Below are 26,576 nucleotides of genomic sequence, written 5' to 3' on the forward strand. Positions count from 1 at the left end.
GGCGGGGGATCAGTCCAGCACCATCACCGCATCCACTTCGAAGCCCGCGCCTTTGGGCAGCGCCGAGACTTCGATGGTGGAGCGCGCGGGGAACGGCGCCTGGAAGTAGTCCTGCATCACCGCGTTGACCTGTGCGAACTGCGCCAGGTCGGTGAGGTACAGCCCCAGGCGCACGATGCGATCCAGCGAGCCGCCGGCCGCCTCGGCCACCGCCTGCAGGTTGTCGAAGGCGCGACGCGCCTGCGCGGCGATGTCGCCGGCGACGATCTCGCCGGTGGCCGGATCCAGCGGGATCTGCCCGGAGAAGTACACGGTGTTGCCGGCACGCACGGCTTGCGAATACGGGCCGATCGCGGCCGGTGCACGGTCGGTATGGATGATCTGGCGGGACATGGCGACTCCGTTGGAAGAATGTCCGCCTAGTTTAGCTGGCGTGCGCGGTTGGGGATTGGGGATTGGGGATTGGGGATTGGGAATCGGGAATCGGGAATCGGGAATCGGGAATCGGGAACAGCGTGCCCGCCGGGGATGCCGGCCATGCGCTTCGCCCCTTTCGCAGGAGCGGCTTCAGCCGCGACGCTTCATCGGTAAGGCGTCGCGGCTGAAGCCGCTCCTACGACGACAACGCCAGACCCGCTCCGAATCCCCAATCCCGACTCTCCAATCCCGGCACCACCTATTGACGCCGCACGCTCTGCACCGCGTGCAGGCGCCGCAACCGGCGCATCACCTCGGCCAGGTGGTTGCGGTCGCGCACCTGGATGTTGAAGCGCAGCACCGCGGCGTTGAAGTCGCGGTCCAGGTAGTCGACGCGCTCGATGTTGGACTGGCTCTGCGCGATCGCCGCGGCGAGTTGCGCCAGCACGCCGGTGCGGTTCTCCACGTCCACCACCAGCGCAGTGTCGTAGTCGCCGATGACGCTGCTGTCCCAGCCGATCGGCACCCAGCGCTCGGGCGACTTGCGCAGTTCGGCCAGGTTCGGGCAGTCCAGGCGATGCACCACGATGCCCTTGCCGGCGGTGTGGTAGCCCATGATCTCGTCGCCGGGAATCGGCTGGCAGCAGTTGGCGAAGCTGACCACGCCGCGCTCGGTGCCGTTGATCAGGATCTTTTCCTGCGAGTGCTTGGAATGGCCGCCGCCGCGCAGTTCCGCATACGCCATCAGCGCCTGCGCGGCCTGGTTGGGCATCCAGTTGCCCAGCGCCACGTCGGCCAGCAGCGCCTCCAGGCGCGGATAACGGTGCTCGCTGAGGAACGAATCCAGGCGCCCCTTGGGCAACCGCTCCAGCGAACTGTCCATCGCCTCCAGCGCGCGATCGAGCATGCGATGGCCGAGCTGCACCGCGTCCTCGTGTTCGAGCTGCTTGAGCTGGTGGCGGATCGCGGTGCGCGCCTTGCTGCTGACCACGAACTCCAGCCACTGCGGCTTGGGCGTGGCGGAGCGCGCGGTGATCACCTCGACCGTCTGTCCGCTGACCAGCTTGGTGCGCAACGGCACCAGCTTCTTGTCCACGCGCGAGGCCACCGCGCGGTTGCCGACGTCGGTGTGCACCGCATAGGCGAAGTCCAGCGCAGTCGAATTGCGCGGCAGCGCCAGGATCTTGCCCTTGGGCGTGAACAGGTAGACCTCGTCCGGGAACAGGTCGACCTTGACGTTGTCCAGGAACTCCAGCGACGAGCCGGCGGCACGCTGGGATTCGATCAGTTCGACGATCCACGCATGCGCGCGGCTCTGCGCGCTGTTGGGCGAATCGCCGCCGAACTTGTAGGTCCAGTGCGCGGCGACGCCGCGTTCGGCGATCAGGTCCATCTCCTCGGTGCGGATCTGCACTTCGATCGGCGAGCCGTAGGGCCCGAACAGCACCGTATGCAGCGACTGGTAGCCGTTGGCCTTGGGAATGGCAATGAAGTCGCGGAAGCGCGCATCCAGCGGCTTGAAGGTGGCATGCACCGCGCCCAGCGCGTGGTAGCAGTCGGGCACGCCGCGTACCACCAGGCGGAAGCCGAACACGTCCATCACCTGGTCGAAGGATTTGTTCTCGTCGCGCATCTTGTTGTAGATGCTCCACGGCGTCTTGATCCGGCTCACCAGCCGGTGCTCCAGCCCCTCCTTGGCCAAGCGCTGCGACAACTGCACTTCCACCTGCGCCATCGACTCGCGGCGCACTACCGGCTGGCTGCGGATGTGCTTTTCGATGATCGCGTGTCGCCACGGATGCAGCGCGCGGAAGCCGAGGTTCTGCAGCTCGGACTTCATCAGGCTCATGCCCAGGCGCTGGGCGATCGGCGCGTAGATCTCCAGGGTCTCGCGGGCGATGCGGCTGCGCGCCTCGGCGCTCTGCGCGCCCAGCGTGCGCATGTTGTGCAGGCGATCGGCGAGCTTGATCATGATCACGCGCAGGTCGCGCGACATCGCCAGCAGCATCTTGCGGAAGCTCTCGGCGGCCGCTTCCTGGCGATCGCGGAACTTGAGCTTGTCCAGCTTGGTGACGCCGTCGACCAGTTCGGCCACCGCCTCGCCGAACTCGGCGGCCAGCTCGGCGCGGGTCAGCGGGGTGTCTTCGATGGTGTCGTGCAAGATCGCCGCGATCAGCGCTTCCACGTCCAGGCCGAGCTCGGCCAGCACGCCCGCCACCGCCACCGGATGGGTGATGTAGGGTTCGCCGGACTTGCGGGTCTGCCCCGCGTGCGCGGCCGCACCGACCTCCCAGGCGCGGCGCAGCAGCGGGATCTGCTCGGCGGGCAGATAGCTGGCGCTGCGTTCGAGCTGCAGGACGTAGTCGGGGACCGCCTCGTCGGCCGACGACGGCGCGGCGTGGGCGACCTGGGCAGAAGGGCCTGGGTTCATGCGGAAAGACTATGCCAGCGGCGCGTGGACGGCAAACCCGCAAAACGAAACAGCCCGCAGATGCGGGCTGTTCGCAGGACGATCGCGACGCGGGGACGCGATCAGTCGTCGTTCTTGGACATGTCCTCGTCGGCGACGACTTCGGCCGCGGCCCATTCCAGGGCCTCGCGCTCGGCGCGCTCGCGCTCGGCCTTCTCGACCTCGTCGATCAGGGCGTTGTCGATCTTGCGCGCAGCGATCTCGCGCAGCGCCAGCACGGTCGGCTTGTCGGCCGATTCGGTGTTGTCGAGGGTGGCCTGCACGCCGTTGGCGAGCTGGCGGGCGCGCTTGGACGCCATCATGACCAGTTCGAAACGGTTGTTAACGACTTCCAGGCAATCTTCTACGGTGATGCGGGCCATGCGGGCTCCCGGCGGGCCGGCGGCGGCCACGCGTTCGAATGAGGGAAAGGGCGGGGATTGTAGGGCGGCAACCGCCCGAGAGCAACCCCACCCCATTCAGTTCCCTTTGGAATCAGCCAGTTGGCTGTTCCTGCAGGAGGGTGTCGATCAGCCCGGCGTGGCGCTGCTGCTGCGGCAGCCGGCGCAGGCGGCTGGCGACGAAGATCGCGCACATCTCGTCCACCGCGGTGTCGAAGTGCTCGTTGACGATCACGTAGTCGAAGTCGGCGTAGTGCGACATTTCCTCGCGCGCGGCGGCCAGCCGCTGCGCGATCACCGCCTCGCTGTCCTGGCCGCGCTTGCGCATGCGCTGCTCCAGCGCCTCGCGCGAGGGCGGCAGGATGAACACGCTGACCGCGTCCGGCACCTTGGCCCGCACCTGCCGCGCGCCCTGCCAGTCGATCTCCAGCAGCACGTCGTGGCCGGCGGCCAGTTGCGGCTCCACCGACTGCCGCGCCGTGCCCTTCCAGTCGCCGTGGACGCGGGCGTACTCGAAGAAGTCGCCGGCATCGATCATCCGCTGGAACTCGTCGGCGGAGACGAAATGGTAATGCTCGGCATGGCGTTCGCCCGGGCGCGGCGCGCGCGAGGTGAACGAGATCGACAGCGCGATCTGCGGGTCGCGCGCCAGGGTGGCGTTGACGATGCTGCTCTTGCCGGCGCCAGAGGGGGCCGCCACGATGTAGAGAGTGCCGCGCATAGGATCAGGGATTCGGAATTGGGGAGTCGGGACTCGCGAACGGAGCCGCGGGCCGATACCCACGGGGTCGATATGCTACCCGGTATGGACGTGACCCGCCCGGCGCCCGGGTCCGCCGCGCCAATCCCCACTCTCGAATCCCGCCATCCCGGCTACTCCAGGTTCTGCACCTGCTCGCGGATCTGGTCGATCAGCACCTTCAGTTCCACCGCGGCGTTGGAGGTGCGGCTGTCCACCGACTTCGAGCCCAGGGTGTTGGCCTCGCGGTTGAATTCCTGCAGCAGGAAGTCCAGGCGCCGGCCCGCCGGTTCCGGCTGGCGCAGCACCCGCCGCAATTCCTTGATATGGCTGCCGAGCCGGTCCAGTTCCTCATCCACGTCCAGCTTCTGCAGCCACAGCACCAGTTCCTGCTCGGCACGGCCGGGGTCGACCGGATGCGGCAGGTCGGCCAGGCGCGCCGCCAGCTTGGCGCGCTGGCCATCGCGGATGGCCGGGATCAGCGTGCGCACCTGGCCGGCGATGCGTTCCACCGCATCGACCCGCTCGACGATGGCCGCGGCCAGCTTGCCGCCCTCGCGCTCGCGCGCGGCGACGAACTCGGCCAGCACCTCGTCCAGCAGTTCCAGCGCCTGCGCCTGCAGCGCCGCCGGATCGGCGCTCTGCCCCTGCAGCACGCCGGGCATCTGCAGCAGGTCGACGAACTGCACCTGCATCTGCGGGAAACGCACACCCAGTCGCTGCGCGAGCACGCCCAACTGTTCGACCAGGGCCTCGTTCACCGCCAGGGTCTGCGCCGCCTCCGGCGCGCGCAGGCGCAGCATCAGGTCGAGCTTGCCGCGGCTGATGCGCGCGGCCACGCGTTCGCGCAGTTGCGGCTCCAGCGCGCGCAGTTCCTCGGGCAGGCGCACGCCCACTTCCAGGAAACGGTGGTTGACCGAGCGCAGCTCGCACCCCAGCGTGCCCCAGGGAGTGATGCGCTCGGCGCCGGCGTAGGCGGTCATGCTGCGGATCATGCGGTGTTCCAGTGCGGGCAAGGGGCGGATGTTAACCTAGCGCCCTTTCCTGCCTTGCCGAACGCGGTCACATGCCGCGCACGGCCCCGCCCTTCCCGGAACCCCTGCATGTCCTTCTCCCGTCCCAGCGGCCGCACGGCCGATCAGTTGCGCCCGGTCCGCATCGAACGCGCCTTCACCCGCCATGCCGAAGGCTCGGTCCTGATCAGCTTCGGCGACACCCGCGTGCTGTGCAACGCCAGCGTCGAGAACCGCGTGCCGGGCTTCCTGCGCGGCAAGGGCGAAGGCTGGGTGACCGCCGAATACGGCATGCTGCCACGTGCCACCCATTCGCGCTCCGATCGCGAGGCCGCGCGCGGCAAGCAGGGCGGACGCACCCTGGAGATCCAGCGCCTGATCGGCCGCGCGCTGCGCGCGTGCGTGGACCGCACCGCGCTGGGCGAGCGCACCATCACCCTGGACTGCGACGTGCTGCAGGCCGATGGCGGCACCCGCACCGCCGCCATCACCGGTGCCTACGTGGCACTGGTGGATGCGGTGAACTGGCTGCAGAAGCGCGGCGACCTGAAGAAGCCGGTGGTGCTGGGCGCGGTCGCCGCGGTGTCGGTCGGGGTCTACCGCGGCGTGCCGGTGCTGGACCTGGACTACGCCGAGGACAGCGACTGCGATACCGACATGAATGTGGTGATGAACGACGGTGGCGGTTTCATCGAGCTGCAGGGCACCGCCGAGGGCCACGCCTTCCGCCGCGACGAACTGGACGCGCTGCTCGGCCTGGCCGAGCGCGGCATCGGCGAGTTGCTGGCGGCGCAGCGCGCGGCCCTGGCGCAATGAACCGGCGCCTGGCCCTGGTCACCCTGGTGGTGGCCGACTACGACGAGGCCATCGCCTGGTACACCGGCAAGCTGGGCTTCCAGTTGCTGGAGGACGTGGACCAGGGCCACAAGCGCTGGGTCGTGGTCGGGCCTGGCGATGCGCGCGGCGCGGCGTTGCTGCTGGCGCGCGCCAGCGACGACGCCCAGCGCAGCCGCATCGGCGACCAGACCGGCGGTCGGGTCGGCTTCTTCCTGCACACCGACGACTTCCAGCGCGACCACGCGGCGATGCTGGCCGCCGGCGTGGAGTTCCTGGAAGCCCCGCGTCACGAACCCTACGCCACGGTCGCGGTGTTCCGCGATCTGTACGGCAACACCTGGGATCTCCTGGAGCCCACCGCATGAAACTGGTTCTGGCCAGCAGCAACGCCGGCAAGCTCGAAGAACTGCACGCCCTGCTCGACGACGTCGGCGTCGAGCTGATCGCGCAGTCCACGCTCGGCGTCAGCGATGCCGACGAAACCGGCCTGACCTTCGTCGAGAACGCGCTGCTCAAGGCGCGCCACGCCGCCCGTGTCACTGGCCTGCCGGCGCTGGCCGACGACTCCGGCATCTGCGTGGACGCGCTGCACGGCGCGCCGGGGTTGTACTCGGCACGCTACGCCGGCGAACACGGCAACGCGCAGGCCAACATCGACAAGCTGCTGGACGCGCTGCGCGATGTCCCGGACGCGCAGCGCGGCGCGCATTTCTACTGTGTGCTGGTGCTGCTGCGGCATGCCGAGGATCCGCAGCCACTGCTGGTGGAAGGCCGCTGGCGCGGCCGCATCGCGCATGCGCGTGCCGGCACCGGCGGGCATGGTTACGACCCGGTGTTCCTGGATCCGGACCACGGCCAGACCGCGGCCGCGATGCCGTTGGCGCTGAAGAACCGCATCAGCCATCGCGCCCTCGCCCTGCAGCAGCTCAAGCAGCGCCTGGCGGACCTGCTGGCGGCGCAGCCGGCCGGATGAACGCGTCGCGGGCGGGCGCCGGGTCAGTCCAGGCACCGCGGCGCGCGCAGACTGCCCTGCGCCGCCGCGCCAAGCCCTGAGCCATCCAGCGCCCGCACCGCCCGCAATCTCTGTTTCCAGATTCCCACCCGCCATGCCGCACGCCCACGACCATTGCCAGCATCCGCCCGGCACCGCCTGTCCGGACCCGTCCGCGCACGCCGACGGCCCGTCGCTGGTGCCGCCGCCGCTGTCGCTCTACGTGCATCTGCCGTGGTGCGTGCGCAAATGCCCGTATTGCGACTTCAACTCGCACGCGGCCAAGGGCGCGCTGCCGTTCGACGCCTACGTGGATGCGTTGATCCGCGACCTGGACCAGGACCTGCCGCTGGTCTGGGGCCGGGTGGTCAACAGCGTGTTCTTCGGCGGCGGCACGCCCAGCCTGTTCCCGCCCGAGGCGATCGACCGCTTCCTGCAGGCGGCCAGCGCCCGGCTGCGCTTCGCGCCGGGCCTGGAGATCACCCTGGAGACCAATCCCGGCACCGCCGAGCACGGCCGCTTCGACCGCTACCTGGCGGCCGGGGTGAATCGCCTCAGCTTCGGCATCCAGAGCTTCGACGATGCGGCGTTGCAGCGGCTGGGCCGCATCCACGACGGCGCCGAGGCCGAGCGTGCGGTGAAGCTGGCGCAGGATGCCGGCTACACCAACTTCAACCTGGACCTGATGTACGCGCTGCCGCAGCAGACCCTGGCCGAGGCCGAGCGCGACATCGTGCGGGCGCTGGCGCTGCAGCCGACCCACATGAGCCATTACCAGCTCACCCTGGAACCGAACACCGTGTTCGCCGCGCGGCCGCCGCAGGGCATTCCCGAGGACGACGACGCCTGGGACATGCAGGAGCGCTGCCAGGCGCTGCTGGCCGAGGCCGGCTACGCGCAGTACGAGGTCAGCGCCTACGCGCGCGCCGGCTACCGCTGCGCGCACAACCTCAACTACTGGACCTTCGGCGACTATCTCGGCATCGGTGCCGGCGCCCACGGCAAGATCAGCTCAGGCGCCGAGCAGAACATCCTGCGGCGCTGGAAGCACAAGCATCCGCAGGCGTTCCTGGACGCGGCGGGGACACCGGCGGCGATCGGCGGCGACGAGTGGATCGCGCCGGAGCGGCGCCCGTTCGAGTACATGCTCAACGCGCTGCGCCTCAACGACGGCTTCGCGCTGCGCGACTTCAGCGCCCGCACCGGCCTGCCGCTGCAGGCGATCGCCCCTGCCCTGGACACCGCGCAGGCCCGCGACTGGCTGCGGGTGGACGCAGGCCACGCCGTGCCGACCGAGCTGGGACGGCGTTTCACCAACGACGTCGTCGCCCTGTTTCTGCCCTGAGGTACGCCCTGGTGAATGCCGCCCGCCTTGGTTGCGGCGGCGGATCGTGCTACATACCGCGCAGAAAAGTATAACGGCGATCACAGGATGCCCCTGTCTGCGACCATGTCGGCCCCACCGGCGACGCTTGCCAGCGCCGCCCTGCCGGCGCGCGTGCGCGATCTCCTGCTGGCCCTGAACGACCTGCTGTGGCAGGCCCTGGAGGCGCCGTTGCAGGCGACCCTGGACGACCTGGAGCAGACCCTGTTCGAGCAGGCCCAGCGTGCCCGCAACGGCCAGGTGCAGCAGGACATCTACCAGGAAGCGCAGCGCCTGCGTGCGCAGCGCGCGCGCTTCGCGCCGTTCTATCAGGCGCACCTGGAGGCCGAGTTGGCCGGCATCCGCAGCCCGGCAGCGGCCGCCGCCGCGCCGCGCGCGGCCAGAGCCGGTGCCGCCGCGCAGATGCTGACCCTGGTCGCCGACGTGGATATCGACCGCGACATCGTGCTGCACGAAATCGCCCGCCGCGAAGCCACCCGCTGCAATATCCCGCTGCAACTGCTCGGCCAGCGCTTCGGCGTGCTGGCGGCGCGGCCGGCCTTCGAGATCGAGCAGTTGCCGCTGGGGCCGCACACGCTGTGCCGGCTGCTGCGCGATGCCGGCGAAATACTGGGCCTGGGCCTGGACACGCAACTGGCGCTGTACCGCGCCTTCGAACGCCACGCGCTGTCGCGCTACGGCGAGATCGTGGAACGGGCCAACGTCATGCTCACCCACGCCGGGGTATTGCCGGGCCTGATCTACCTGCCCTACGTGGCGCGCAGCACCAGCGTGGAACCGGGCGCGCGCCGCGTCGCGCGCATGCCCGCAGGAGCCGATCCAGCCGCTGCCGCAAACGGGCCCAGGGATCACGGCACCGCCCCCGGCCAGGCCATGCCCGCCATGGGCAGCGCGTCGCCGCCGGCCGCCGCGCCGCCGCTACCGCCATTGGGTGCGGCGGCGGCCGCTGCCGAGCCAGGCGCCAGCGGCCCGGATCTGGCCACGCTGCGCCAGTTGCTCACGGCCGCACGCGCGCATGCCACACCCGCCGCCACGTCCGCGGCCCCGGCCGCCGGTACCGCCACGCTCCCGCCGCTGCCGGCGAACGCCGCCGGCACGGCGCCAGTCCCGACCGCCAGCCTGCTGGAGGCCCTGGGCGAACTGCAGGCGCAGCCGCCGGCGCACAGTACGCTCGGCGGGTTGCGCGGACGCCGCCACCTGCGCGACGTGCAGACCGCCCTGCTGCAGGCGCTGCGCGCCACCCATGGTGCGCAGGCGACGCTGGCAGCGCAGCAGGCCGACACCTTCGACCTGCTCGGCCTGCTGTACGGCGAGATCGAACGCGAGGTGCGTCCCGATGCGCCCGCCGCGGCACTGCTGGAACGCCTGCAGGTGCCGCTGGTGCGCGCCGCATTGCAGGATCCGGCGTTCTTCGCACGCAGCAGACACCCGGCGCGGGAACTGCTCAACGCCGTCGCCGAATCGGGCGCGACCTGGCTGGGCGAAGAGGACAGCGACCCGACACTGCTGCTCAAGCTCAACCAGGCCGTGGACCGCGTGGTCGAGGAATACGAAGGCGACGAGGTCGTCTTCGAACAGGCCCACCAGGACATCCAGGCGCAGCAGCGCAGCCTGGCGCACAAGGCCGAGATCGCCGAGCGCCGGCACGTCGAGGCCGCCCGCGGCAAGGAACGTCTCGAACTGGCCAAGCAGACCGCGAACGCCACCCTGGAGGCGCTGTGCAGCGCCCGGCAACCGCCCGGCTTCGTGCAGACCCTGCTGCAGCAGGCCTGGTCCGACGTGCTGGTGCTGACCCTGCTGCGCCAGGGCGAGGACTCGGAGACTTGGCGCGAGCGCATCGCCCTGGCCGAGCGCATCGCCGAGGTCACCTGCCGCAGCGAGGGCGCTTCCGATGCCGCCCTGGCCGAGCGCGTCTGCCAGGCGCTGCTGCAGGTGGGCTACCACCAACAGGAAGCCGAGGCCATCGCCCGGCGTCTGTCCACGCCCGGCGGCACCGACGCCACCACCTCGCGCACCGAACTCAGCGTGCGGCTGAAGGCGCGCACCCGCCTCGGCGACCAGGGCGAGGACGGCGAACGGCCGGCGCTGCCGCCGCGCAACGAGACCGAACAGGCGGCGTATGCGCGGCTGCGCACGCTGGCGTTCGGCACATGGTTCGAATTCGTCGTCAATCAGCAGGGCGACCTGAAGCGGCAGCGCCTGTCCTGGTACAGCCCGATCACCGATCGCGCGCTGTTCGTCAACCAGCGGGGGCAGAAGGTCGCCGAGCACACCCTCGACGGGCTGTCGCGGCTGCTGGCGCAGGGCCAGGTCCGCATCGTCAGCGAAGACCGCGCCCGCCTGATCGACCGCGCCTGGCAGGCCGCGGTCCGCGCGCTGCGCACCCTGGCCGGGGCGCCCGCGGCCGACGACGCGATGGAGGGCGCATGAGCGTCGACGCCCGCCGTTCGCCTCGCCGCCAGGTCCCGGAGATGGTGCCGGTGCTGGACCTGATGGAAGACGCCGTGGTCGGCCGCCTCGGCAACGTCTCCGAACAGGGCATGCTGCTGCTGGCCTCGGCGCCGCTGCACGAAGACGCGCTGTACCAGTTGCGCTTCGCGATGCCACACGCCGACCGCGAGGTGCAGATCGACGTCGGCGCGCACCTGTTGTGGAGCGAACCCTCGCACGCACCGGGCCAATCCTGGGCTGGCTTTCGCTTCCTGACCATTTCCCCTGCGCATCGCGAGCTGCTGCGGCAGTGGATCAACGCCGCTCCCGGCGGCTAACGGCGGCCACCGCCCAGGAGTGGCTGCCGTCCCACTTTCGGGATCAGCCGCGCCCCTCCCGGGAACGCCTCGGTCGCGGCTGAAGCGGCCGCCACAGGGATGGGCTAGGCATCCTTGTGGGAGGGACTTCAGTCCCGACGACGGAGCGTGTCAGTCGGCTTTCAGCGTCGCTTGTCGCGGCCGCATGACAGTTGACTCTCACAGTGGCCATCTCACCTGCGTGGCGCGGCCGGACGGAACGAAGATCCGACGCAATCGCAAGGACCGCCGCGGTGCCAATGCGGCGTCACGGCGTGCGCGCGCATGCGCGTCGTGCACGCATGTCCGCACGCCCGTACCGTTTCCGGCAAACTGGGCGTCCACGTTTCCGCATCGCCGAACGAGCCACCGCCATGTCCCAGCACGACCCGAGCGCCCTGTATGCCGACCACCTGCGCACCCTGACCCGACGCGCCGACGAGGCGCTGGCGCGCGGCGGCTTCGACCACCTGGTGGTCCCCAGCGGCAGCCTGCACTACCAACTGTTCGACGATCGCGACTATCCGTTCGCGGTCAACCCGCAGTTCAAGGCCTGGCTGCCGCTGACCCGGGTGCCGAACAGCTGGCTGGTGTACACGCCCGGGCGCCGGCCGCAGGTGATCTTCCACCAACCGCGCGACTACTGGCACGTGGTGCCGGACGCGCCCAGCGGCTGGTGGGTGGAGCACTGCGACATCCACCTGATCCGCGCCCCGGACGAGGCGCTGGCGCTGCTGCCGGATGTGGCGCGCAGTGCGATCCTGGGCGAGCCGCAGAGCGCGCTGGGCGCCTACGTGCCGAATAATCCGGAAAGCGTGCTGCAGTATCTGGAGTACCACCGCGCCTACAAGACGCCCTACGAGCTGGCGCTGATGCGCCAGGCGCAGCACTCGGCAGTACGCGGCCATCGCGCCGCCGAGGCCGCATTCCGCGACGGCCGCAGCGAGTTCGAGATCCATATGGCCTACTGCGCGGCAGTCGGCCAGGACGCGAACGAACTGCCCTACGGCAACATCGTGGCCTTGAACGAGCACGGCGCCGTGCTGCACTACACCGAACTGCGGCGGCAGGCGCCGACGCCGCTGCGCAGCTTCCTGATCGACGCCGGCGCCTCCGCGCACGGCTACGCCAGCGATATCACCCGCACCTACGCCGCCGATCCCGGCAGCGACTTCCAGGCGCTGATCGACGCGGTGGACGCCGCGCAGCAGCGCATGGGTCAACAGGTACGCGCCGGCGTCGACTACCGGCAATTGCACCTGGATGCGCACCTGGCGCTGATGGGCGTGCTGAAGGACGCCGGCGTGCTCACCGTGTCGCCGGAAACCGCGGTCGCCACCGGGGTCAGCGCCGCGTTCTTCCCGCACGGCCTGGGCCACCCGATCGGCCTGCAGGTGCACGACGTCGCCGGCTTCGCCGCCAGCGACCGCGGCGGCCGCATCGAACGCCCCGACGGCCACCCCTACCTGCGCATGACCCGCACCCTGGAACCGAGCATGGTGGTGACGATCGAACCCGGCCTGTACTTCATCGACATGCTGCTGGACGACCTCAAGCAGGCCGGCCATGGCCACAGCGTCGACTGGGCGCGGGTGGAGCAGTTCAAACCCTACGGCGGCATCCGCATCGAGGACGAAGTGGTGTGCACCGAGGACGCCCCCGAGAACCTGACGCGGCCGGTGTTTGCGGCGGCCTGAATGGCCGCCGCTGGGATTGGGGAATCGGGATTGGGGATTGGCTACAGCGGGCAGCGCCACGCCGGCAAGAAACGCCAGGGGTCCGGCTCGTTCTGCGTCTAGGAGGATGGGTCCGCGCGCTGGCCATCGCGGTTACCTCATCCCTAATCCCGAATCCCCAATCCCGGCTCCTCAGCCATCAAACCCTCGATCTCCTCGGCGCTGCGCGCCAGGGCATCGGTGAGCACGCGGTGGCCGTCGTCGGTGATCAGCACGTCATCCTCGGTGCGGATGCCGATGCCGCGCCACTTCGGGTCCACGTCCTTGTCGTCCGGCGACACGTACAGGCCAGGTTCGATGGTGAACACCATGCCCGGCTCGAGCAGGCGCGATTCGCCGGCCAGCCGGTAGTCGCCGACGTCGTGCACGTCCAGGCCCAGCCAGTGCCCGGTCTTGTGCCGATAGAAGCGTCGGTAGTCGCCGCTGGCCAGGTTCTGCTCCAGGCTGCCCTTGAGCAGGCCCAGCCGCAGCAGGCCTGCGGTGAGGGTCCGTACCGCGGCTAGGTGCCCGGCCTCGTAGGCCACGCCCGGGCGCGCCTGCGCCAGTGCCGCGGCGTGGGCGGCGCCGACCAGGTCGTGCAGCGCGCGCTGTTCGGCGCTGAAGCGGCCGTTGGCCGGGAACGTGCGGGTGATGTCGGCGGCATAGCCACGGTACTCGGCGCCGGCGTCGACCAGCACCAGCTCGCCATCGCGCAGGCGCGCGGCATTGGCGCGGTAATGCAGCACGCAGGCGTTGTGGCCGCTGCCGACGATGCTGCCGTAGGCCGGCCAGGCGTTGCCGGCGCGGAATTCGCGCTCGATCTCGGCCTGCAGTTGGTATTCGTGCACGCCCGGCCGCGCCAGCCGCATCGCCGCGCGGTGCCCGGCCACGCTCAGGTCGGCGGCCACCTGCATCAGCGCGATCTCGTCGCGCGACTTGAACAGGCGCTGTTCGTGCAGCAGATGGCCCAGTTCCAGGAACTCGTGCGGCGGCTGCGCGCCATGCCGCACCTGCTCGCGCACGCGCTTGACCCAGCCGATCAGTTTCAGGTCGAAATCGACATCGCGGCCGAAGTGGTAGTACACCCGCGAGCGGCCTTCCAGCAACCCGGGCAGGATCTCGTCGAGGTCGTCGATCGGATAGGCATCGTCCATGCCGTAGCGCTCGACCGCGCCTTCCTGGCCCGCCCGCGGGCCGTCCCAGGCTTCGCGTTCGGGGTCGCGTTCGCGGCAGAACAGCAGCGCCTCGCCGTGGCGGCGCCCGGGCACCAGCACCAGCACCGCATCCGGCTCGGGGAAGCCGCACAGGTACCAGAAGTCCGAATCCTGCCGGTACGGGTAATGGGTGTCGTGGCTGCGCACCCGCTCCGGCGCACTCGGCAGCACCAGGATGGCCTGCTCGCCGGCCATGTCCATCAGTTGCCGGCGCCGGCGCGCGTACTCGCCGGCGGAAATCCCGGTGAGCCGCTTCATCAGTTCAGGCGCTGCCGGTGGCGTGGGCCGAGCACGCAGTCGCTGTGCAGCAGCAGCACCGCCACGCGCACGAACTCCTCGATCTCGGCCAGCGCGTCCTCGTCCTCGTCGCCGCTGTCGAAATCGTCGGCGCTGGCCTGGGCCAGCCGCGCCACGTCCTGCAGCGCCTCCTGCCCTTCCTCGGACAGCGGCGGCGCGGCGCCCGCGGCCAGGCCGAAGCCGCCGAGGAAGCCGCGGCACCAGTCGAACAGCGCGTCGGCGCGCTCGGGCAGCGGCGCGCCGGCATCGGCCAATACCAGGTCGAAGCCGAAATCGCGGTCGTTCAGTTGCGCAGTCGTGGCCTCGCGCAGGCGGTCCAGCGCGTCGCCGGGGCGGGGCGTGGCGACGCTGGCGTCGGCCAGCACGGCGGCCGGCCATGCCGGCAACTCGGCGCCGCCGCCGGCCAGCCAGCCGCACAGGGCGCCGTGCAGTTCGGCCGCCGACGCAGCCAGGCCAAGCGTCCGGCTGGCATCGGCGATCTGGTCGGCAGTGGGAAGTTCGGTCATGGAGCAAAGCCTGTCGGGCGCTGGCCACGGGCCTGTCGAGGCCTGCAGCGGAATCGGGACTGCGCAGTGTAGCAATCGCGTGCGCGCCGCCGCTTGTGGAGGCTTCCGGCACGCGCCTACACTCCACCACCCGTTCTTTGACAGAAGTCACTTTCCGCCATGCCATTGGAGCACGTCGCTGCAGGAGCTGCGGAAGGGACTGGTCTGGCCTTGTTCGGCCAGACGCTGCTGGCCGCATGGCCGCTGGTGGCGCTCGCCGCGCTGGCCGCCGGCGGGGCGGCGGCGCTGTTCGCATTGCGATCCCGTCGGCGCCTGCGCGAGCAATTGCAACGGCAAGCGCAACTGCAGCAGCGCGACCAGCACCTGAAGCTGGCGCTGTGGGCCTCGGGCGAGCACTTCTGGGATTACGACCTGCAACAGCGCACGCTGCGGCTGATGCGCGCCGACGAGGCCACGCCGCACGCGCAGGACATCGGCCTGGTGATCCGCGAGAACGAGCCGCTGCGGATCCATCCCGACGACATGGAACAGGCGCGGCAGGTGCTGCAGGAACACCTGCAGGGCCTCACCGCGATCTACACCGCCGAGTACCGGGTGGATCTGGCCGGCGACGGGGTCTGGCACTGGGCGCGCGTGCGCGGCCGCGTGGTCGACTACGACGCCAGCGGCGCACCGCGCCGGCTCGCCGGCACCGCACGCGACATCACCTCGCACCGCCAGGCCGACCTGGAACGGCGCATCGCCGCCGAGGTGCTGCGCAGCATGGGCGAGGCGGTGGCCGTGTTCGACGAGGACCGCCGCTTCATCTCGGTCAACCCGGCCTTCACCCGTATCACCGGCTACAGCGAGCGCGAGGTGCTGGGCCAGTCGATGACCCTGATCGACCACGCACCGGAAACGCCGGCGGCGCCGGTAGCCGACCACGGCCGGCATTGGCGCGGCGAGGCCTGGAAACGGCGCAAGGACGGCCAGGAGATCCTCTGCCACCTGCGCCGCAACACCGTGGTCGACGCCGACGGCCGCCAGAGCTTCCAGGTGGTGGTGCTGGAAGACATCACCGAACAGAAGCGCGCCGAGCAGGAACTGCGCTACCTGGCCAACTACGACACGCTGACCAGCCTGCCCAACCGCGCACTGCTGTCCGAACGCCTGGCGCGGGCGATCGTGCGGGCGCGGCGCCAGGCCGGCTCGGTCGCGGTGCTGTTCCTGGACCTGGACCGCTTCAAGGACATCAACGACTCGCTCGGCCACGCGGTCGGCGACCGCGTGCTGCGCGCGGTGGCCGAACGCCTGCAGCAGGCGGTGGGGCCGCAGCACACGGTGGCGCGCCTGGCCGGCGACGAATTCACCGTGGTGGTCGAGGACATCGTCAGCCAGGGCGAGGCCGAGGCGGTGGCCGCACGTGTGCTGGCCGCGTTCGAGGCACCGCTGCGGCTGGACGAACGCCGCGAGGTCGCAGTGTCCACCTCCATCGGCATCTCCCTGTTCCCGCAGCACGCGCTGCTGCCGAGCGAACTGCTCAAGCACGCCGACACCGCGATGTACCAGGCCAAGGCCGCCGGGCGCCGCAACGCGCAGGTGTACTCGGCGCGCATGGACGAGGCCACCCGCCACCGCGCCACCCTGGCCAGCACGCTGCGCAAGATCCCGCTGGACCAGGAACTGAAGCTGGTCTACCAGCCACGTTACTCGCTGCGCACGCAGCGGGTGGTCGGCGTGGAAGCGCTGCTGCGCTGGCACAGCGCCGATTTCGGACCGGTCTCGCCCAGCCAGTTCATTCCGCTGGCCGAGGAGACCGGGCTGATCCTGGAGATCGGCGAGTGGGTGCTGCGGCAGGCCTGCGGCGCGTTGCGCGACTGGCGGCGGATGGGGCTGACCGACCTGTGCATGTCGGTGAACGTCTCGGCGATCCAGCTCGAACGCGGCAATCTGCCGGAATTGATGGCCGGCATCCTCGCCGAGACCGGCGTGCCCGCCGCCAACATCGAACTGGAACTGACCGAAAGCGTGGTGATGTCGCAGGTCGGCAAGAACGCCGAGTTGCTGCGCGCCTGCCGCGCGCTGGGGCTGACCCTGGCGATCGACGACTTCGGCACCGGCTACTCGTCGCTGGCGTACCTGAAGCGGCTGCCGATCAACACCCTGAAGATCGACCAGGAATTCATCGGCGACCTCACCCGCGACCCGGACGACGAGGCGATCACCAGCACGATCATCGCGATGGGCCACTCGCTGGCGCTGAAGGTGGTGGCCGAAGGGGTCGAAGAAGCCGGCCAGTTGGCGTTCCTGCGCGCGCATGGCTGCGACGAGATCCAGGGCCATCTGGTGGCGCCGGCGCTGGAGCCCGACGCCTGCCTGCGCCTGTTGCAGCAACCGCTGCGGCTGCCTGCCTGAGCGCCGGCCATGGCGCCGCCGCGCGGCGTCTTGACCGCCCCTCGGGCGCATGCCTATCGTGAGCGCCATGGACAGCCCTGACACCCTCGCCGAGCTTCGCGCCCTTGCCGCGCGCGTGGAAACGCTGGTCGAGCGCTGCCAGCGCCTGTCCGACGAGAACCGCAGCCTGCGCCAGCAACAGGAACACCTGATCGGCGAGCGCTCGCAGTTGCTGACCAAGAACGAACAGGCGCGTTCGCGCGTGGAAGCGATGATCGCCCGACTGAAGTCCCTGGAGCAGCACACGTGAGCGAGCCGGTCAGCGTCCGCATCCTCGACCGCGAATACACCGTCGGCGTCGAGGCCGAGGAGCGCGACGGCCTGCTCGCCGCGGCGCGCCTGCTCGACGCGAAGATGCGCGAGGTGCGCGGCAGCAACCGCATGGCCGCCGTGGATCGCGTCGCCGTCCTGGCGGCGCTGAACCTGGCGCACGAGTTGCAGCAACTGCGCGACGAACAAGCAAAGCGCGACCGCGAGATGGCGCGCACACTCGCCGATCTCAACCGGCGCCTGGACAGCGTCGTCGATACGACACGCTGATCCGTCATTGGCGCTGCGATCATCAACGTGAATTGCACCGCACCGAAACACCGACGAACGGACTAGCCAAGCGCGATCACGGCGCTATACTGCACTCGCGTTCTCTGCTGTGAACGACAGCGTGTGCAAACATTCGCCTTGTCCCTTAATGACGACCACGGGGTGGCGACGGAATCGGGAGTGCAGGTCCGCCTCGTAGCGGGAAGCCCGATGATTCTCCAGCCATCCCACTTGAACCCCGGGTTCAAGGTCGTTTCGCACGCATCGTCACGGCGGAGAATGCAATTTTTCCAGGAAGCGGCGCCGCAAGGCGCCGTTTCCTTTTTGCGCGTCCGCAACTTGCGCGTCCACCACGCCAGCGCAGTGCATGCGCCACGCGTTCTCGCACCGGCCGAAACCCGGGATACTGGTCTCCCCACCACGGAGATCCCGGATTGCCGACGCTCGCCCAACTCCTCGACCGCTTCGACCCCGCCGCGGGATTCGACGTGCCCGCCAGCTGGCGGCAAGGCCGCACCGCGTTCGGCGGGCTGTCCGCGGCGCTGGCGCTGCAGACCGCGCTGCGCACGCCGCCGTCCGCATTGCCGCCGCTGAAGTCGGCGCACATCGGCTTCATCGGCCCCGCCGACGGCATCCTGCGCTTCGATGCGCAGGTGCTGCGCCAGGGCAAGTCCGCCACCTCCGTGGGCGTCGACTGCCTGGCCGACGGGCAGGTCGCGCTGCGCGCAGCATTGCTGTTCGCGCAGCCGCGCCCAAGCCGCATCGCCCACGACTTCCTGCCGGCGCGGCCGGCGGTGGTCGGCCCCGACGACGCGACGCCGATCGCCGACAGTCCGGCAACTCCGGCCTTCGTCGCCAACTTCGACATGCGCCTGGCCGGCGGCGCGCTGCCGGTGTCCGCCGCGACCGACCCGGAATTGCTGGTCTGGGCACGCCATCGCGATGCCGGCGGCGTGGACCCGAGCGTGGCCCTGGTCGCGCTGGGCGACTGTCTGCCGCCGGCCGCGATGACCTGCTTCACCGAGCCCGCGCCGGTCAGCTCGATGACCTGGACCCTGGACTTCCCGCAACCGGCCAGCGCCGGCGACTGGTTCCTGCTGCGCTCGGCCAGCCGCCATGCCGGTGACGGCTACTCGCTGCAGGACATGCAGATCTGGGACACGGCCGGGCGGCTGGTGCTGTGGGGCCGGCAGACGGTGGCGCTCTACGCGTGATCGCCGCAGCAGCGACCGGGCCCGGGGCGTGTCCTCCATCCCTAGGGCCTGTCGTCACCAATTCCCGGACAGGTCGCGCCGCGATTCCGTGTGCCCGAGCCAAGGAAGCGCGAGGAAGTGGACATGCGTCCACGCCCGAGCGATGACGCGGCCATGGGCGCGCGCAACCGCGGCCCGTCGGGTGGCCCGACGCGGCGTACTCGGGGAATGGAGGACACCCGCTGGTCAGTACGCGCGCCGACGCCGACAATAGCGCCCTCCCTCGCCCCGCCTGCCCGATGACCGCCGACGACCGCGACTCCCTGCGCCAGGATCTGCGCGCCCGCCGCCGCGCGCTCTCGGCGTCCGTCCGCCTGGCCGCCGCCGATGCGCTGGCGCAGCGCTTGCTGGAGCTGCCGTTCGCGCCGCAGCAGGGCCATGTCGGCGGCTACTGGGCGATGGATGGGGAGATCGCGCTGCACCGCTGGCAACTGTCGCTGCCGGACGCGGTGCAGTACTGCCTGCCGGTGCTCAGCGGCACGACCTTGCGCTTCGCGCCGTGGCGCCCTGGGCAGCCGTTGCGCGCCAATCGCTACGGCATCCCCGAGCCCGACGTCGACCCGGCCACGACCCTGGCGCCGGCGCAGATGGCGCTGGTGGTGACGCCGCTGGTCGGCTTCGACACCGCCGGCGGCCGCCTGGGCATGGGGGGCGGCTGGTATGATCGCAGCTTCGCTTTCCGCCAGCGGCAGGCACCGCCGCCCTGGCTGGTCGGGGCCGCCTTCGACGCACAGCAGGTCGCGGCCTTGCCGCTGGCGGCCTGGGACGTAGCGCTGGACGCGGTCTGCACCGAATCCCTCACCCTGTCGACCGCGCACGATTCTCCCGCATGACCGCACGCACCCGCTATTGGCTGATGAAGTCCGAACCGGACGCCTTCTCGATCGACGACCTGCAGCGCGTCGGCACCGAACCCTGGAACGGCGTGCGCAACTACCAGGCGCGCAACTTCATGCGCGACGGCATGAAGGTCGGCGACGGCATCCTGTTCTACCACTCCAACTGCAAGGTGCCGGGCATCGTCGGCGTGGCCCGCGTGGCCAGCCAGGCCTATCCGGACGCCACCCAGTTCGACCCGTCTTCCGACTACCACGACCCCAAGGCCACCCCGGAGCAGCCGCGCTGGTACCTGGTGGACGTGGCGTTCGAGCGCAAGCTGGCGCGCACCATCGCCCTGGACGAGATCAAGCAGCACGCCGACGCGCTGGGCGAGGGCTTCCCGCTGGTCGCCCGCGGCAACCGCCTGTCGGTGTTCCCGGTCAGCGCCGCGCAGTGGAAGCTGCTGCTGTCGCTCGAGTAGCCGGGATTGGGGATTCGGGATTCGCCCAGCCCCATCCGCCGACCCGCTTTTCACGAATCCCCAATCCCGAATCTCCAATCCCGAGTTCCCCCAATGTCAGAAGCCAAACGTCTTGCTGCCGAGAAAGCCATCGACTACGTCCAGGATGGGATGATCGTCGGTGTCGGCACCGGTTCCACCGTCGCCTACTTCATCGACGCACTGGGCCGCATCGGCCACCGCATCAAGGGGGCCGTGTCCAGTTCCGAGCAGAGCACCGCGCGCCTGCGCCAGCACGGCATCGAGGTGCTGGAACTGAACCACACCGGCAACCTGTCGCTGTACGTGGACGGCGCCGACGAGTGCGATCCGAACAAGTGCCTGATCAAGGGCGGCGGCGCCGCGCTGACCCGCGAGAAGATCATCGCCGAAGCCAGCGAGCGCTTCATCTGCATCGTCGACCCGAGCAAGCAGGTGCAGACTTTGGGCGCGTTCCCGCTGCCGATCGAGGTGATCCCGATGGCGCGCAGCCTGGTCGCCCGCGAGATCCTGGCGCGCACCGGCGGCCAGCCGGTGTGGCGCGACGGCGTGATCACCGACAACGGCAACGTGGTGCTGGACGTGCACCACCTGTCGATCACCGATCCGGTGGCGCTGGAGCGCGAACTGAACCAGATCCCGGGCGTGGTCTGCGTCGGCCTGTTCGCGCGCCGCCCGGCCGATGTGGTGATCGTCGGTGGCGAGCCCCCGCGCGTCTTTTGACGCGCGGCGGGATTGGGCATTCGGGATTGGGGATTCGTAAAAGCCGAGATCCCTGCTCTTGCGAATCCCCAATCCCGACTCCCCAATCCCCGCACTCTTGACTCGTCACGCACCATGCAACAAGGTGCGCGCTGTCCTCTCTGCCCTGGCACGCCCATGTCCCTCTTCCGCGCGCTCTGCGTCCTTCTCCTGCTCGCTCTCAGCGGTTGCGCCAGCGCCGGTGCGGACCATTGGGTGGAACTGGGCGGACACCGCTACGACGTGGAACTGGCGCAGAACGATGCGACGCGCGCGCGCGGGCTGATGTTCCGCGACCAGATGGAAGCCGACCACGGCATGCTGTTCATCCACGACCGCGAGGAACCGCAGGCGTACTGGATGAAGAACACCAAGATCCCGCTGGACATCCTGTACTTCGACAACCAGCGCAAGCTGGTGGCGCAGCAGCGCGACGTGCCGCCGTGCTCGGCCGGCGATGCCTGCCCGCCCTACCCGAGCAACGCGCCGGCGCGCTACGTGCTCGAACTCAATGCCGGCCAGGCCGAGCAGTTGAAGCTGCAGGACGGCACCGAACTGCGCTTCGGGCCGGGGATTCCGCAGGGCCGCTGATCGCCCGCAACACCGGCCGGGGTCGGGAAAACGCCTCGCCACCACGGCGCTGAACCCGACACCGTTGTCGGGAACGGCCGGACTTGATCGGGCTCGGCTTTGCCGCCAGTCTTGGGCCATGGCCGCCCGATTGACATTGCCGAGCTGGAATACCCTGGCCGCTCTGGACGACGATGCCCTGCCGCTGCTGGCGACCGCGCTGCTGATCGCCCGCGACGAGTATCCGGAGCTGGACGCCGCCCATTACGACACCCTGGCGCAGAGCCACGCCGACCACCTGCGGCACGAGGTGGCGATGATCGAGCCCTGGCCACTGAAGATGGCGGCGATCAATCGCCATCTGTTCGAAGAACTGGGCTATAGCGGCAACCACGACGAGTATTACGACCCGCGCAACAGCTACATGAACCAGGTGTTCGAGCGGCGTCTGGGCAACCCGATCTCGCTGGCCTTGGTGCAGATGGAAGTGGCGCGGCGCCTGGACATCCCGCTCGACGGCGTGTCCTTCCCCGGGCATTTCCTGGTGCGCCTGCCGGTGGACGACGGCCTGCTGGTGATGGACCCGTTCAACGGCGGGCGTCCGCTGGCGGTGGAGGAACTGCGCGAGCGCGCGCGGCCGCACATGGGCGGCGAAAGCCCGGACGACCGCGCCCTGTTGCAGATCCTGGACCCGGCGCCGCACCGCGCGATCCTGACCCGGGTGCTGCGCAACCTGCACGGCGTGTATGCCGAGCGCGACGAGTGGGACCGCGCCGCACGCAGCGCCGACCGCGTGCTCAAGCTGATGCCCGACCAGCCCGAAGCCCTGCGCGACCGCGGCATGGCCTACCTGCAGATGGACTACGTGCCCGGCGCGCGCCGCGACCTGGGCCGCTACCTGCAACTGAACCCCGAGGCCTCCGACGCCCTGCCGATCCGCGAGCGCCTGGTGGAACTGAGCGCCCGTGCGCAGCGAATGCATTGACGGCGGGGATTGGGAATTCGGGATTGGGGATTCGCAAGAGCGGCTGCGGCGTGGCCTGACGCGTCGCTGAGCAACGCTGCTTTCTCTTGAGGGCTTCCGGGCTGAAGCCGCTCAGTAGTGTCTGCACATTGCGGATAGCCGCTTTTGCGAATCCCCAATCCCGAATCCCTAATCCCAGCCTTCAATCCATCTCCACCATCTCGAAATCGTCCTTGGTCACGCCGCAGTCCGGGCAAGTCCAGGTGTCGGGCACGTCGTCCCAGCGGGTGCCGGGGGCAATGCCTTCTTCGGGCAGGCCGTCGGCTTCGTTGTAGATGAACCCGCAGACGACGCACATCCAGGTGCGATAGGTGGTGGCGGTGGCGTCGCTCATTGGATAATCGCAGGTCACAGTCGGACGGAACGGCATTGTCCCATCGCCGTCGACGCATCGGAAGGCTTGGCCATGAACGCATCCCCGGCGCCGCGCGGCGTGTACCTGATCACTCCCGACGAGGCCGACGGCGCGCGCCTGCTGGCGCGGGTGGCACCGCTGCTGGACCAGGGCGTGACCTGGCTGCAGTACCGCAACAAGCGCGCCGACGCGGAGCAACGGCAGCAGCAGGCCGCGGCGCTGCAGGCGTTGTGCGCGCAGGCCGGGGTGCCGCTGATCGTCAACGACGATGTCGCGCTGGCGCAAGCGGTGGGTGCGGCCGGCGTGCACCTGGGCGAGGACGATGGCGACCTGGCCGCGGCCCGCGCCGCATTGGGGCCGCAGGCGCTGATCGGCGCGTCCTGCTACGACGACCTCGCGCTGGCCCACAGCGCCGCGGCGGCCGGCGCCAGCTACGTCGCCTTCGGCGCGTTCTTCCCCACCCGCAGCAAGGTCACCACGCGCCGCGCCGCGCCCGAGCTGTTGCGCAAGGCGGCGACACTGGGCCTGCCGCGGGTGGCGATCGGCGGCCTTACGCCGGACAACGCCCGCTCGCTGGTCGCGGCCGGCGCCGATCTGCTGGCGGTGATCAGCGGCGTGTTCGATGCGCCCGATCCGCGCGTGGCGCTGGCGGCGTACCGCGCGTGTTTCGACTGAAGCGCCTCCCCTCTCCCGGCGGGAGAGGGACTTTCGCTTCTCCCTTCTCCCACCGGGAGAAGGTGCCCCGAAGGGGCGGATGAGGGTACGGGCGCAGCCTCATGCACCCAAACGTCGCGCAGCGCCGGCCGCGACGGGTCGGCAACATGGCGCACACCGGCGGCAGCCGCGACAATAGACGGCCTCGCTCCGCGCCCGGCCGGTCGGCCTGGCCAGCATCGCCAAGGATTTCCGCTCATGACCCATTCCCGCTCGCACGCCCTGTTCGCCCAAGCGCAGTCGCTGATTCCCGGCGGCGTCAATTCGCCGGTGCGCGCCTTCAAGTCGGTGGGCGGCGAGCCGTTCTTCGTGCAGCGCGCCGATGGCCCCTACCTGTACGACGTCGACGACAACCGCTACATCGACTACGTGGGCTCGTGGGGCCCGATGATCGCCGGGCACAACCATCCGGCGGTGCGCGAGGCGGTGCAGCGCGCGATCGGCGACGGGCTGTCGTTCGGCGCGCCGTGCCCGGCCGAGGTGACGATGGCGCAGACCATCACTCGGCTGGTGCCGTCCTGCGAGATGGTGCGCATGGTCAACTCCGGCACCGAAGCCACGCTGTCGGCGGTGCGCCTGGCGCGCGGCGCCACCGGGCGCAACCGCATCGTCAAGTTCGAAGGCTGCTACCACGGCCACGGCGACTCGTTCCTGGTCAAGGCCGGCAGCGGCATGCTGACCCTGGGCGTGCCGACCTCGCCGGGCGTGCCGGCCGGCCTGAGCGAACTCACCGCCACCCTGGCCTACAACGATGCCGAGGCCGCCACCGAACTGTTCGAACGGATCGGCCACGAGATCGCCGCGGTCATCATCGAACCGGTCGTCGGCAACGCCAACTGCATTCCGCCGCGTCCGGGCTATCTGCAGCACCTGCGCGACCTGTGCACGCAGCACGGCGCGCTGCTGATCTTCGACGAGGTGATGACCGGATTCCGCGTCGCCCTGGGCGGCGCGCAGGCGCACTACGGCGTGGTGCCGGACCTGACCACCTTCGGCAAGATCATCGGCGGCGGCATGCCGGTGGGCGCCTATGGCGGACGCGCCGAACTGATGCGGCAGGTGGCCCCGTCCGGGCCGATCTATCAGGCCGGCACGCTCAGTGGCAATCCGGTGGCGATGGCCGCGGGGCTGGCGATGCTGGAGCTGATCCAGGCTCCGGGCTTCCACCAGCGCCTGGACGCGGCCACCGCGCAGCTGTGCGCCGGCCTGGAAGCCGCCGCCGCGGCGGCCGGCGTCGCAGTCACCACCAACCAGGTCGGGGCGATGTTCGGGCTGTTCTTCACCACCGAGAAAGTCGAGACCTATGCGCAGGCCACCGACTGCGACACTGCCGCGTTCAACCGCTTCTTCCACGCGATGCTGGCGCGCGGCGTGTTCCTGGCGCCCTCGGCCTACGAGGCCGGCTTCGTCTCCAGTGCGCACGACCAGGACGTGCTGGAGGCCACCCTGGCCGCGGCGCGCGAGGCGTTCGCGGTGGTCGCCGCCGGCTGAGATGCCGGCGCAGCGGCCATGGCAGGACGACAACGCGCGGCACCGATCGCTGGCGCCGCGTCGCCACGCTGGATCAACCGAACACGAACTTGCCCTTCATCACCGCCCAGTGCCCCGGGAACGAGCAGAAGAACGTGTAGTCGCCGCCCTTGCTCAGCTTGGCGGTGGAGAACTTGACCGTGTCCGACTGCCCCGCGCCGATCACCTTGGTGTGGGCGATGATCCGCGGATCGTTCTTGGGCAGATAGTTGTCGGCCAGGCTGGAACTGGTGCCGGCATTGGCCACCGCCTGGAAATCCGGGGTCTTGGTCAGCACCCAGTTGTGGCCCATCACCGCGGCGGCGAGCTTGCCGCTGTGCTTGAGCGTCACCGCCACCTCGGTGCAGTCGGCCGCGACCTTGATCTCCTTCTGGTCGAAGGACATCTGGTCGGTGCCGGTGATGGTCACCGCGCAGGTCTTGGCCCAGGCGGCGGGCGCGAACGCGAGACCGGCAAGGACGAGCAGCAGGGACGGAAACTTGGTGTTCAAGATGGATTCCTCGACAAGAAAGACAACACTGCGCCGCGCCAGGTCGCGCGCGCGGCGGGGTGTCCCGACTGTCCGCTCGCGCACAATGGCTTGTCAACGACAAGCGATGGCGCATTGCATCATCGGCACGCGCCAAGGCGCGCGGCGATGACGGCGAGACGCTGCTCGATCGGCGCCGATCCCGCGCCATGCCAACTGCACTCGGCGCCGTCCACGCAGGCCCACGCATGTCTGCACTGATCCGTGCTCGACCGACGCTGCTGTTGCTCGACTTCGATGGCGTGCTGGCGAACTACACGCGCGCCGCCCGCCTCGCCGCGCTGGCTGCGCACTGCCGCTGCGAAGCGGCGCAGGTGCGCGAAGTGCTGTTCGGTTCCGGGCTGGAGACCGCCTACGACGGCGGCGAACTGGATACCGCCACCTACCTGCAGCAACTGAGCGCAGGCCTGGGCGCCCCGGTCGACACGGCCGCGTGGATCGCCGCACGCGTCGCAGCCAGCCGCGCCGATGCGGGCGTGGTCGCGCAGGTGCTGGCACTGGCCGAGCGCGTGGCCATCGGCGTGCTGACCAACAACGGCGCGCTGATGGCGCAGGCGATGCCGCAGATCGTGCCGGCGCTGTTTCCGCTACTGCACGGGCGCGTGCTGTGCAGCGGCCGCCTGGGCGGGCGCAAGCCGGATGCCGCGGTGTACCGGCGGGCGCTGGCCCACTTCGATGTCGCGCCGCGGCACGCGCTGTTCATCGACGACCTGTTCGTCAACGTGCGCGGCGCCCGCGCGATCGGCATGGCCGCGGAAACCGCCAGCGGCGCGCGCGCCCTGCGCCGCGCGCTGGCGCGGCACGGGCTGCGGTGAACCGC

At 70.1% G+C, this 26,576-nt stretch carries 28 protein-coding genes and 1 other RNA gene; 20 read left to right on the forward strand and 9 right to left on the reverse strand.

The window, feature by feature from the left end:
- Nucleotides 1-9 precede the first annotated feature (9 nt).
- The 5 genes from GGR71_RS03835 to GGR71_RS03855 all read right to left on the reverse strand — a co-directional run bounded on the left by GGR71_RS03835 (nucleotide 10) and on the right by GGR71_RS03855 (nucleotide 5,001).
- Nucleotides 10-393 (reverse strand): RidA family protein, encoded by a 384-nt coding sequence (locus GGR71_RS03835; RefSeq protein WP_010341827.1) that lies wholly within the window; start codon nucleotides 391-393, stop codon nucleotides 10-12.
- Nucleotides 394-676: 283 nt separating this feature from the next.
- Entirely contained in the window at nucleotides 677-2,848 is a 2,172-nt protein-coding gene (locus GGR71_RS03840) for a RelA/SpoT family protein (protein ID WP_048491749.1), read from the reverse strand.
- A 101-nt stretch (nucleotides 2,849-2,949) separates the two neighbouring features.
- Nucleotides 2,950-3,249: a DNA-directed RNA polymerase subunit omega gene (gene rpoZ, locus GGR71_RS03845; RefSeq protein WP_010343101.1), complete on the reverse strand. Its 300-nt coding sequence runs from the start codon at nucleotides 3,247-3,249 to the stop codon at nucleotides 2,950-2,952.
- A gap of 112 nt (nucleotides 3,250-3,361) precedes the next feature.
- A complete protein-coding gene (gmk, locus tag GGR71_RS03850) occupies nucleotides 3,362-3,988 on the reverse strand; it encodes a guanylate kinase (protein ID WP_160962192.1) in 627 nt (208 codons plus the stop codon).
- A gap of 152 nt (nucleotides 3,989-4,140) precedes the next feature.
- Entirely contained in the window at nucleotides 4,141-5,001 is an 861-nt protein-coding gene (locus GGR71_RS03855; RefSeq protein WP_160962190.1) for a YicC/YloC family endoribonuclease, read from the reverse strand.
- Between the two features lie 108 nt (nucleotides 5,002-5,109).
- Here GGR71_RS03855 and rph point away from each other — a divergent pair, with 108 nt between their 5' ends.
- From rph to pepQ, 7 genes are all read left to right on the forward strand, one after another.
- A complete protein-coding gene (gene rph, locus GGR71_RS03860; RefSeq protein WP_160962188.1) occupies nucleotides 5,110-5,835 on the forward strand; it encodes a ribonuclease PH in 726 nt (241 codons plus the stop codon).
- Nucleotides 5,832-6,221: a VOC family protein gene (locus GGR71_RS03865; protein WP_160962186.1), complete on the forward strand. Its 390-nt coding sequence runs from the start codon at nucleotides 5,832-5,834 to the stop codon at nucleotides 6,219-6,221. The genes rph and GGR71_RS03865 overlap by 4 nt, the downstream gene beginning before the upstream one ends.
- The gene (gene rdgB, locus GGR71_RS03870) at nucleotides 6,218-6,829 is read left to right on the forward strand and encodes an RdgB/HAM1 family non-canonical purine NTP pyrophosphatase (RefSeq protein ID WP_160962183.1); all 612 of its coding nucleotides are present in this window, start codon (nucleotides 6,218-6,220) and stop codon (nucleotides 6,827-6,829) included. The genes GGR71_RS03865 and rdgB overlap by 4 nt, the downstream gene beginning before the upstream one ends.
- A 133-nt stretch (nucleotides 6,830-6,962) precedes the next feature.
- On the forward strand, nucleotides 6,963-8,192 hold the full coding sequence (hemW, locus tag GGR71_RS03875) for a radical SAM family heme chaperone HemW (protein WP_160962181.1): 1,230 nt from the start codon (nucleotides 6,963-6,965) through the stop codon (nucleotides 8,190-8,192).
- Nucleotides 8,193-8,279: 87 nt separating this feature from the next.
- The gene (locus tag GGR71_RS03880) at nucleotides 8,280-10,661 is read left to right on the forward strand and encodes a DUF1631 domain-containing protein (protein WP_160962179.1); all 2,382 of its coding nucleotides are present in this window, start codon (nucleotides 8,280-8,282) and stop codon (nucleotides 10,659-10,661) included.
- Nucleotides 10,658-10,999 carry a PilZ domain-containing protein gene (locus GGR71_RS03885; protein ID WP_160962177.1) on the forward strand — a complete coding sequence of 114 codons (342 nt, stop codon included), beginning with the start codon at nucleotides 10,658-10,660 and terminating at the stop codon, nucleotides 10,997-10,999. Before GGR71_RS03880 ends, GGR71_RS03885 begins: the two co-directional genes overlap by 4 nt.
- Before the next feature lie 392 nt (nucleotides 11,000-11,391).
- Complete coding sequence (pepQ, locus tag GGR71_RS03890; RefSeq protein WP_160962175.1) at nucleotides 11,392-12,714, forward strand: Xaa-Pro dipeptidase; 1,323 nt, start codon at nucleotides 11,392-11,394, stop codon at nucleotides 12,712-12,714.
- A 143-nt stretch (nucleotides 12,715-12,857) separates the two neighbouring features.
- On the opposite strand, the gene GGR71_RS03895 is transcribed toward pepQ, so the two are convergent.
- Together GGR71_RS03895 and GGR71_RS03900 are read right to left on the reverse strand one after the other, a co-directional pair.
- The gene (locus tag GGR71_RS03895) at nucleotides 12,858-14,204 is read right to left on the reverse strand and encodes an aminopeptidase P N-terminal domain-containing protein (RefSeq protein ID WP_160962173.1); all 1,347 of its coding nucleotides are present in this window, start codon (nucleotides 14,202-14,204) and stop codon (nucleotides 12,858-12,860) included.
- The gene (locus tag GGR71_RS03900; RefSeq protein ID WP_160962171.1) at nucleotides 14,204-14,749 is read right to left on the reverse strand and encodes a YecA/YgfB family protein; all 546 of its coding nucleotides are present in this window, start codon (nucleotides 14,747-14,749) and stop codon (nucleotides 14,204-14,206) included. The genes GGR71_RS03895 and GGR71_RS03900 overlap by 1 nt, the downstream gene beginning before the upstream one ends.
- 210 nt (nucleotides 14,750-14,959) lie before the next feature.
- On the opposite strand from GGR71_RS03900, the gene GGR71_RS03905 reads away from it, so the two are divergent.
- The 10 genes from GGR71_RS03905 to GGR71_RS03950 all read left to right on the forward strand — a co-directional run bounded on the left by GGR71_RS03905 (nucleotide 14,960) and on the right by GGR71_RS03950 (nucleotide 22,589).
- Nucleotides 14,960-17,143, forward strand: a complete 2,184-nt coding sequence (locus GGR71_RS03905; protein WP_160962202.1) for a GGDEF domain-containing phosphodiesterase — start codon at nucleotides 14,960-14,962, stop codon at nucleotides 17,141-17,143.
- 67 nt (nucleotides 17,144-17,210) lie between these two features.
- The gene (locus tag GGR71_RS03910; RefSeq protein WP_048491762.1) at nucleotides 17,211-17,432 is read left to right on the forward strand and encodes a TIGR02449 family protein; all 222 of its coding nucleotides are present in this window, start codon (nucleotides 17,211-17,213) and stop codon (nucleotides 17,430-17,432) included.
- Nucleotides 17,429-17,722, forward strand: a complete 294-nt coding sequence (locus tag GGR71_RS03915; RefSeq protein ID WP_048491763.1) for a cell division protein ZapA — start codon at nucleotides 17,429-17,431, stop codon at nucleotides 17,720-17,722. Before GGR71_RS03910 ends, GGR71_RS03915 begins: the two co-directional genes overlap by 4 nt.
- Nucleotides 17,723-17,820: 98 nt before the next feature.
- Nucleotides 17,821-18,005, forward strand: a non-coding RNA gene (gene ssrS, locus GGR71_RS03920) — 6S RNA.
- A gap of 151 nt (nucleotides 18,006-18,156) precedes the next feature.
- Complete coding sequence (locus GGR71_RS03925) at nucleotides 18,157-18,936, forward strand: acyl-CoA thioesterase (protein ID WP_160962169.1); 780 nt, start codon at nucleotides 18,157-18,159, stop codon at nucleotides 18,934-18,936.
- A 278-nt stretch (nucleotides 18,937-19,214) separates the two neighbouring features.
- Nucleotides 19,215-19,808, forward strand: a complete 594-nt coding sequence (locus tag GGR71_RS03930) for a 5-formyltetrahydrofolate cyclo-ligase (protein ID WP_160962167.1) — start codon at nucleotides 19,215-19,217, stop codon at nucleotides 19,806-19,808.
- Nucleotides 19,805-20,275 carry an EVE domain-containing protein gene (locus GGR71_RS03935; RefSeq protein ID WP_017915860.1) on the forward strand — a complete coding sequence of 157 codons (471 nt, stop codon included), beginning with the start codon at nucleotides 19,805-19,807 and terminating at the stop codon, nucleotides 20,273-20,275. The genes GGR71_RS03930 and GGR71_RS03935 overlap by 4 nt, the downstream gene beginning before the upstream one ends.
- Nucleotides 20,276-20,368: 93 nt before the next feature.
- Nucleotides 20,369-21,016, forward strand: a complete 648-nt coding sequence (gene rpiA / locus GGR71_RS03940) for a ribose-5-phosphate isomerase RpiA (protein WP_017915859.1) — start codon at nucleotides 20,369-20,371, stop codon at nucleotides 21,014-21,016.
- 156 nt (nucleotides 21,017-21,172) lie between these two features.
- Nucleotides 21,173-21,625 (forward strand): DUF192 domain-containing protein, encoded by a 453-nt coding sequence (locus GGR71_RS03945; RefSeq protein WP_160962165.1) that lies wholly within the window; start codon nucleotides 21,173-21,175, stop codon nucleotides 21,623-21,625.
- A 49-nt stretch (nucleotides 21,626-21,674) separates the two neighbouring features.
- Nucleotides 21,675-22,589 (forward strand): SirB1 family protein, encoded by a 915-nt coding sequence (locus GGR71_RS03950; protein ID WP_456362584.1) that lies wholly within the window; start codon nucleotides 21,675-21,677, stop codon nucleotides 22,587-22,589.
- A gap of 181 nt (nucleotides 22,590-22,770) precedes the next feature.
- On the opposite strand, the gene GGR71_RS03955 is transcribed toward GGR71_RS03950, so the two are convergent.
- Complete coding sequence (locus tag GGR71_RS03955) at nucleotides 22,771-22,962, reverse strand: rubredoxin (RefSeq protein WP_160962163.1); 192 nt, start codon at nucleotides 22,960-22,962, stop codon at nucleotides 22,771-22,773.
- A gap of 72 nt (nucleotides 22,963-23,034) precedes the next feature.
- Here GGR71_RS03955 and thiE point away from each other — a divergent pair, with 72 nt between their 5' ends.
- A complete protein-coding gene (gene thiE, locus GGR71_RS03960; RefSeq protein WP_160962161.1) occupies nucleotides 23,035-23,658 on the forward strand; it encodes a thiamine phosphate synthase in 624 nt (207 codons plus the stop codon).
- A 237-nt stretch (nucleotides 23,659-23,895) separates the two neighbouring features.
- A complete protein-coding gene (gene hemL, locus GGR71_RS03965; RefSeq protein ID WP_160962159.1) occupies nucleotides 23,896-25,188 on the forward strand; it encodes a glutamate-1-semialdehyde 2,1-aminomutase in 1,293 nt (430 codons plus the stop codon).
- Nucleotides 25,189-25,261: 73 nt separating this feature from the next.
- On the opposite strand, the gene azu is transcribed toward hemL, so the two are convergent.
- Nucleotides 25,262-25,693 carry an azurin gene (gene azu, locus GGR71_RS03970; protein ID WP_184451693.1) on the reverse strand — a complete coding sequence of 144 codons (432 nt, stop codon included), beginning with the start codon at nucleotides 25,691-25,693 and terminating at the stop codon, nucleotides 25,262-25,264.
- 251 nt (nucleotides 25,694-25,944) lie between these two features.
- Between azu and GGR71_RS03975 the strand changes: the two genes are divergently transcribed.
- Nucleotides 25,945-26,571: an HAD-IA family hydrolase gene (locus GGR71_RS03975; RefSeq protein WP_456362576.1), complete on the forward strand. Its 627-nt coding sequence runs from the start codon at nucleotides 25,945-25,947 to the stop codon at nucleotides 26,569-26,571.
- The last annotated feature ends 5 nt before the right edge of the window (nucleotides 26,572-26,576 follow it).

It is taken from the genome of Xanthomonas sp. F1, assembly GCF_014199855.1.